Here is a 358-nt window from a genome sequence, read left to right as displayed (position 1 = left end):
ATTTCGGTTTCCGTTGAAGGCGAAGCTGACGCTCCGACCCTCAATGTCGCCGATACATCCGGCACCGAAGACGGCGCCATTGCGATTGATATCGATGCAGGCCTCACTGATGCTGGGGAAGTGCTGTCGGTCACCGTATCCAACATCCCAGACGGCGCAACCCTCTCGGCGGGAACGGTTAACCCGGACGGCACCGTCACCCTGACCGCTGACGAGCTCGATGGTCTGACCATCACGCCACCGGCGGATTACAGCGGGTCGTTTGATCTTGGCATAACGGCAACTTCAACCGATGGAGAAACCTCTGCGTCAGTTTCTGACACCATCTCGGTTTCCGTTGAAGGCGAAGCTGACGCTC

The 358-nt window shown here is 58.4% G+C and carries 1 protein-coding gene; it reads left to right on the top strand.

Annotated features, from left to right (window positions below; all coding sequences use genetic code 11):
* Positions 1-358 (top strand): hypothetical protein (locus tag TALK_RS22200; RefSeq protein ID WP_169715100.1); only part of this gene is annotated, 358 nt, incomplete at both ends.

The sequence above is a fragment of the Thalassospira alkalitolerans genome (genome assembly GCF_002115745.1).
GTDB classification, from domain to species: domain Bacteria; phylum Pseudomonadota; class Alphaproteobacteria; order Rhodospirillales; family Thalassospiraceae; genus Thalassospira; species Thalassospira alkalitolerans.
Note: the sequence above shows the minus strand (reverse complement) of the source record. Positions and strands in the feature narration are given on the sequence as shown.